Raw genomic sequence first — 6,843 nt, 5'->3', positions numbered from 1 at the left:
AAAGTACTTGTCAGTAGAGGTGTTACAGAATGATATTGATGAGTACATCGATTACTATAACTACAATAGGATTAGGTTGAATCTAAAAGGAATGAGCCCGGTTGAATACCGAGCTCACATCCAAATAATTAATTGTTAAGTTTGTCTAAACTTTTGGGGGCAGTCCATTTGGAGAGGGGTTTTGTTTTGATCGTCATTTCGAGCGCAGTGCAACACAGTCGAGAAATCTATTGTAGATCTCTCCATTTCGCTGCGCTTCAGTCGAGATGACGACTCCTCTAATTGGATGCTTTCAAGGCTCCAAACTAATCCTCTCTACTTCCATCATCAGCCATTCTTACCATTTTAGGCTCGAATTTAGCCACCACATCAACCAGTTCTGTTTGTGCAGCCATTACTTTATGGATGTCTTTATAAGCCATCGGCGCTTCGTCTATACCCGCACCAATTAAGGTTACGTTGTGGTCTTTCAAAATTGCTTTCATGTCCGATTTGGTGATCGATTGAATTGCTTTCGTTCTGCTCATTTGTCTACCCGCACCATGCGATGCCGAATTGATTGCGCTGGTTTCGCCTTTCCCTCTAACCAGAAATCCTGGAGCGGTCATACTTCCCGGAATAATTCCCATTACGCCCTTACCGGCCGGAGTAGCGCCTTTACGGTGAACAATCACTTCTTCATCGTTAATAAGCTCCTTCCAGGCAAAATTATGGTGATTTTCTACCTTAGCTAAAACTTTTGCACCTATGGCTTTGGTTAACCTTTTATGAATTACCTCGTGACAGGCAGAAGCATAATCGCCAGCTAAGTTCATGGCAATCCAATACTCTTGTCCTTCGGCCGTATTAAGGTCTAAATAGGCTAGGTTTGCGGCCTCTTTAGGTAGTTTACAGATATCTTTAGCCAGTTTGGTATAATGGCCGGCAATGGTAGCACCTAAGCCACGCGAACCGGAATGTGTTAGCAAAGCTACATAACGACCTTTATCGATATTTAGAACTTCATCACGTTCTGCAAAATCAATAATTCCCCACTCTACAAAGTGGTTACCACCGCCCGATGTACCCAATTGAGCCCAAGCTTTTCCGTGTAGGTTTTTAAGGAAAGTAGTTGAGTTAAAATCTTCGTTATCCAACACCTCGTGTTCGGCTCGTTCCAAGCCCCTAAACTCTCTGCCTGCTCCAAATTTGGTAAAGGCAATCAACTCGCGTTTGTACATGGCATCTTTACCGAAGTAATGCTTTTCAGGGATATCGAAAATACTCAGCGCCATTCGGCAACCAATGTCAACGCCTACACCGTAAGGTATAATGGCATTTTTCGTAGCCAGTACACCGCCAATAGGCAGACCATAACCCTGGTGTGCGTCGGGCATTAAAGCCCCTGCTACCGCTACCGGCAATTTCATGGCAATATTCATTTGGTTTCTGGCACCCTCTTCAATATAATCAGGGCCAAATACCGCGTAGGGTCTGGCATGGCTTACCAGTTCAATGGTTTCATCTTTTGGAGCATTGGCTTCTTCAATCATCGCTGTTGCCAGTGCATTTAAAACCGGATCATCCAAAAAACTTTCGGGGTAATCTTTTACTTTTTTAAATAAGACCAGCAATTCTTTTTCTTCGATATCCGTAAAGTTTGCTTTCAAAATATCCAATGCTAAGCCTAATATTTTTCCTTCGGAATAACCTGTTTCAATAAGGTTGTTACCTGTTATGTTGTTTTTCATTTTTATTTTTTTTAATCGGCATAAAGCGCTGTTCGCATCTCAACAAGTAAAGATTCAACTAAAGCAGTATTTGGCTTATCCATGATCTTGCTTTTGGTTGTTTCTTGTTCAATTTGTTCCATCAAAGCCTCAGCCATTTTTAATACCTCTTCGTAATCAAGTTCTCCTCTTTTAATCATGAGTAACTCATCCCGATTTTGTCGTTTTACATTTAATTTTCCATCCCGTACAATCTCAAGTGCTACTTGTAATAGCCTGATGGTATGCATCATGTTTTTCGAATCATAATCTTTACCATGATTCTTATTTAAACTGTAGCGATCCTCGTTCCGTTTTTCTACCCATTCCCAATATTCACTATGCTCTTTGCAGTACGAGGAATAACTATCCTTATTGAAGAATAAATACGCAATTCCCTTTTCCCCAGCGGGGATGGCAGATACTGAAACTTCATTGGCATTTGCTTTATTTGCTATGCCTTTATAGGGAATGTTTATTTCATTGTTGTAAAATAGTGCATAAAGATCTTTGGTGTGCGGAATTTTTGATAGCCCACAGTTTTCCTGTAGGATATTCCTTTTTTTTAGCCATGCTTTAACTTTAACTGCTGAATAATTTTCTGTTATATAACAAAAATCAAGCACTGTTTTTCGAGCTTTTGGCATTGGATTCAAAATCTTTTTATTTAAACCTTTTGCCTTTCTGATCTGGGTTAAAGCATAACCACCAAAAGTATCTTTACACAATTTGGACAAGAACATCGCAATGTTTAATTTCTCCATTACGGGATGCTTATATAAAATGCAGTCTTCAGGTGTTGCTAAAATCTCAACAATGTTCGGATTATTCTTGATTAACAATTCTACAAAGCGGCCAATTTCATAATAAACCTCATCATTACTCTCATTACTGATTTGTGGGATATACTTTAAGCCAAAGAACATGCTTTTAGGCATGTAATAAATACCCTTTATATCTGTATCAGATTCCGGAGTATTTAAGCCATAAGCCCTACTGCCACTTAAACATTCAAATAACAAGAGATTTCTATCTTTTAAATCTTTAATTGTCATAACTCTTTATCGTTTTTCTAAAGAAAATATCCAGAGCTTCCCCGCTAAAACTTTCTTTTGGCAAGTCTTTAGCCCCTACACTACATTTTTCAAATTCATGATCGATGTATGCGCTTAATTGAGGAACTATTTTTATCAGAAATCCTTCATTAGAAGTTGATTTGAGTAAAATAAGTTCACGAACAATCTCCATTAAATTTTCAGGCATTAAGGTAATTAACGGTTCAATCGTCATTGGCGCGATAGTGTTTTTTTCTAAGCACCATTTTGCTGAAAGTAGTGATCTGAGCACATAAAAAAGCTTTTTTATTTTGATTTCTCCTGCATTTGTACCAGTTTCTAATGCACCAAGCGCAATACCCAGGTAATGGTTAACATTTGTTTTTCTATAAAAGTACTGCTGGCACAATTTCCACAAGTCCTCTTTGAAATGATCGTGCTCCATATAAATTATGGGTGACTGTAGCCATTCAAACGGAGTTGTATTTGATTTCCTGATCAGTTTGAGCACTTTCTTTATATCCCAGCCATTGATATCAAGTTCATTATTTATTGGGAAATCAAGATGATCCGGGCTATCGGAAACCGATAAATAGTCATCCAAAGGGCGTGTATAAATAAATCTTACATCATAATCGCTGTCTGGTGACGGGAATTCCCAACCTCTACTTCCAGACTCACAGGCAAATAATATTTTGATGTTGTGCGCGCATTCTATTTCGCCAAGTTTCCTTATTATCTCGGTTTTCATTTTTTTCTAATTAATCCCCGGCAGGTAACATTCACCATGCCAGGGGTTTCTAAAATTAATTTATTTTACAAAGATTTGCTTCAATTGATCGACAATTTGCCCACTGCCCGATAAGCTGATGTTATTGATTTTTTCTGCGATTTTCTCTACATATTCCATCTCTTTCAACTTATACAACATTGCATTTTCTTCCATCAATTTGGCTGTGTTTAGCAAACTTCTGGTCGAAGCCGTTTCCTCTCTCCTTGTAATGATATTGGCTTGCGCCCTTTTCTCGGCAATTAATACCTGATTCATAATCTCTTTTACATCTCCTGGCAAAATAATATCCTTAACACCGCAATTAATCAATTTTACACCTAAATCAGCAGCCTTAGCCAGGGTTAATTCCATTACTTGCGCAGCAATTTTTTCCTTACTTTCCATCAATTCGTCAAAAGTCATTAAGCCGATCGATTCTCTTAAGGCCAATTGCATAATGATGTATAATTGCTTGTCAAAATCTTTGTTTTCCAACAAAGATTTAATAATATCAATTACTTTGTATTGAACGCTAAAGTTAATACGCAATTGGGCTTTATCTTTGGTTAAGATTTCTTGCCCCACAACTTCCAGGTTCAATTGTCTCATGTCGGTTTTAACAACAGTAATGGTTGTTGCATTTTTCCAGTACATGTAATTTCCGGCTTCCAGTACTTTATCAAATTTTCCGTCGATAAACAATAAAGCCTGCTCAAACGATTCTACCTTGTATGCCCGGATGTAATTATTCATTGGTGCTTTTTCCAATAGGTTACGGTCAATATTGGCTTCAATTTCCATGTTGCTTGTATTTACCTTTTCGAAAGCGTAGCTCGATAAACCTTTCCAAATGGCGTGCTTACCTGCTGTTAAAACGCTTTTGAAGTTCCCGTTGCGGTAAACCAGTGCCAATTCGTTATCGGCTACATCTACCAGGTATACCAGATTGGTAAAATCACTGTTGGTTACCAATACTTCTAATTCGGCAAGGGTAAAAAAGTATTCTTTTCCCATGTCGTATAGTGTCATATCTTCACCGAAACCTAACCAGTAAGTTCCTTCAGTTAATACGTTTTTTAATTTTCCTCTTTTAAACACCAATCCAACATAATTGGTGTTAATGGTTACTCTTTTCATGTTTTTTGATGTTAAGATTTATAATTATTTAATTGTTTTTATTTACAAAGCCTTGTAAAAGCACATTCATCTGATATTTGCGGAAATAAATTGAATCATGATGTTTTTAAGAATGAAATCACTTTTTCAGTTTAGCCGAAATCCGAAGATTACAACTGCACGTTTTAAATAATTTGATTTTTAAATCAGCTCTTTCATCGTTTTTATTTTCAAAGCAAAAGCAAATTTGCTTTTGGGATTTATAAAAAATCTTTAAGCAGAATACGGTTTTACAGGCTAATCATTGAGAAATTTGAAGTATCTCTTCTTTTTAAGATGGATCCCTAAGTCCATTGCACTACCCTTATGCGATTCCAAGGTTGAGTTGGAAGCAGGATTCGAACCTGCACTTTGATGGTTGTTGCTCTACCAACTGAGCTATTCCAGATTGCTCCGGAAGCGGGAATCGAACCCACGACACACAACCTGTTCAGACAAAACTGTCATAATCCTGATCAGTATATTCCATGCAATTGCGCGAATACTTTGGGGCTATACAGAAACCCGCAACCGGGATCAGTTTTTATGTAGTCTTGCCATCCCGGTTATTCGCCGGAATTTCTTTATATATACTGATTTACTTAAACTATTTAATTGTTGCCCTTAACCCTGTTCCGCATATCCGGAACAGGGGCTTCATGTTAATTGCAGCTCTGAAATGAGCTGCATGATGGAGAGCGCGTATTATTGAAACAATTTACTTTCTGTTGTAAATCAGCTATTTATTATTAATATTTTTCAAAGAACTTTATTATCGACTGGCGACATTACAAAGATGCCACCACCCCTGCGCGGAGGAATTGCGCAGTTGAAAATTTTTAAATGAATTCTATTTAACTGATTGATTTTTAGTTTTATAAAATTTAATTTATGATTGAATTTGTGTTTTTGGTGCTCAATTGCGCAATTGTATTGCGTAGTTGTATGAAACTTAGTTATCTTTAACAGAGACTTTAAATGCCAGATTTTTAACTTCAACCATAAAACCCACAAAATGGCCATCAATAAATTAGCCCTCATTCGCTACAAAACCATCGACGATTGTTTGAGAAATCGTTTCCGTAAATGGACACTCGATGATATTATAGAAAAGGTTGCCGAAACCCTTTACGAGCTGGAAGGTATAACCAGTGGGGTAAGCAAGCGCACTATCCAGGCCGATATTCAGTTGATGCGAAGCGATAAATTGGGTTATAATGCACCCATTGTGGTAAAAGACAAGCGCTTTTATGCCTATGAAGATCCCGGTTTTAGCATTACAAAGGCACCGATTAATCATGCCGATGTAGATAAAATGAAAGAAATTGTTGGCGTGCTAAAGCAGTTTAATGCTTTCAATTATTTCGACGAGATGAGCGATATGATTGCCCGTTTAGAAAATAACATTTATAAATCGACCAAACAGAGTGGCAATAACATTCAGTTAGAAAGCAATAAGCTGGTGAAGGGGATCGAATGTATTCCGCCACTTTACCAGGCGGTTTTAAATAAACGATCCTTGTTGATTGAATATAAATCCTTCAAGGCAAAGCAGGCTCAGCAGGGTATTTATTTCCCATACCTGCTGAAAGAGTACCGTAACCGCTGGTTTTTGATCTGCAAGGCTAAGAAACGTCCCGGGATCTTAAATCTGGCTTTGGATCGTATAGTTGAATTTCAGGAATTGCCCAATGAAGAATTTTTAGCCTATGAAGGGGTCGATTTCGATCGTTATTATGATGATTTGATTGGGGTGACCAAAAGCGAAAGAGACAGGGCGCAAAAAGTTATATTGGAGTTTACCAACGATCATGCACCTTATGTAATTACCAAACCTTTGCATACCTCCCAGGTAATATTGAACAAAAATGATAAAACTACCATTTTTAGAATAGATGTTGTACTGAATTATGAGCTGGAACGCGAGATTTTGGGTTTCGGGGAGTGTGTTAGGGTGCGTTCGCCGAAATTGTTGATCTGGAAAATAAAAAAACGTTTGCAGCAAACTTATGAGCAGTATGAAGCCATCCAAAAAAAGGAAAAAGATACTATTGAAAATACCACGCCTTAGTTAAACGTTTTAGTAATTGGATTCTTATTTGTAATTTAAAGC

Annotated in this window: 6 protein-coding genes and 1 tRNA gene; 2 read left to right on the top strand and 5 right to left on the bottom strand. The window is 37.7% G+C overall.

The genetic code is table 11. The features are described from left to right. On the top strand, nt 1-139 hold a 139-nt coding region (locus tag OC25_RS27710), incomplete at its 5' end, for an IS3 family transposase (RefSeq protein ID WP_156131525.1). Between the two features lie 166 nt (nt 140-305). On the opposite strand, the gene OC25_RS21855 is transcribed toward OC25_RS27710, so the two are convergent. The 5 genes from OC25_RS21855 to OC25_RS21835 all read right to left on the bottom strand — a co-directional run bounded on the left by OC25_RS21855 (nt 306) and on the right by OC25_RS21835 (nt 5,137). After that, nucleotides 306-1,730 (bottom strand): RtcB family protein, encoded by a 1,425-nt coding sequence (locus tag OC25_RS21855; RefSeq protein WP_039480579.1) that lies wholly within the window; start codon nt 1,728-1,730, stop codon nt 306-308. An 11-nt stretch (nt 1,731-1,741) separates the two neighbouring features. Next, nucleotides 1,742-2,803: a nucleotidyltransferase domain-containing protein gene (locus OC25_RS21850; RefSeq protein ID WP_039480576.1), complete on the bottom strand. Its 1,062-nt coding sequence runs from the start codon at nt 2,801-2,803 to the stop codon at nt 1,742-1,744. Beyond that, nucleotides 2,793-3,554, bottom strand: a complete 762-nt coding sequence (locus OC25_RS21845; RefSeq protein ID WP_039480572.1) for a nucleotidyltransferase domain-containing protein — start codon at nt 3,552-3,554, stop codon at nt 2,793-2,795. Before OC25_RS21845 ends, OC25_RS21850 begins: the two co-directional genes overlap by 11 nt. 60 nt (nt 3,555-3,614) lie before the next feature. After that, the gene (locus OC25_RS21840; protein ID WP_039480568.1) at nt 3,615-4,712 is read right to left on the bottom strand and encodes a slipin family protein; all 1,098 of its coding nucleotides are present in this window, start codon (nt 4,710-4,712) and stop codon (nt 3,615-3,617) included. A 362-nt stretch (nt 4,713-5,074) separates the two neighbouring features. After that, nucleotides 5,075-5,137 (bottom strand) — tRNA-OTHER (locus OC25_RS21835). Between the two features lie 608 nt (nt 5,138-5,745). Here OC25_RS21835 and OC25_RS21825 point away from each other — a divergent pair. After that, on the top strand, nt 5,746-6,801 hold the full coding sequence (locus OC25_RS21825; RefSeq protein WP_039480562.1) for a helix-turn-helix transcriptional regulator: 1,056 nt from the start codon (nt 5,746-5,748) through the stop codon (nt 6,799-6,801). The last annotated feature ends 42 nt before the right edge of the window (nt 6,802-6,843 follow it).

The sequence above is a fragment of the Pedobacter kyungheensis genome (assembly GCF_000812965.1).
Lineage (GTDB): Bacteria > Bacteroidota > Bacteroidia > Sphingobacteriales > Sphingobacteriaceae > Pedobacter > Pedobacter kyungheensis.
Note: the sequence above shows the minus strand (reverse complement) of the source record. Positions and strands in the feature narration are given on the sequence as shown.

Coding starts and splice junctions, on each gene's coding strand:
- OC25_RS21855 (WP_039480579.1), bottom strand. CDS start 1,730: ATGAAAAACAACATAACAGGTAACAACCTTATTGAAACAGGTTATTCC.
- OC25_RS21850 (WP_039480576.1), bottom strand. CDS start 2,803: ATGACAATTAAAGATTTAAAAGATAGAAATCTCTTGTTATTTGAATGT.
- OC25_RS21845 (WP_039480572.1), bottom strand. CDS start 3,554: ATGAAAACCGAGATAATAAGGAAACTTGGCGAAATAGAATGCGCGCAC.
- OC25_RS21840 (WP_039480568.1), bottom strand. CDS start 4,712: ATGAAAAGAGTAACCATTAACACCAATTATGTTGGATTGGTGTTTAAA.
- OC25_RS21825 (WP_039480562.1), top strand. CDS start 5,746: ATGGCCATCAATAAATTAGCCCTCATTCGCTACAAAACCATCGACGAT.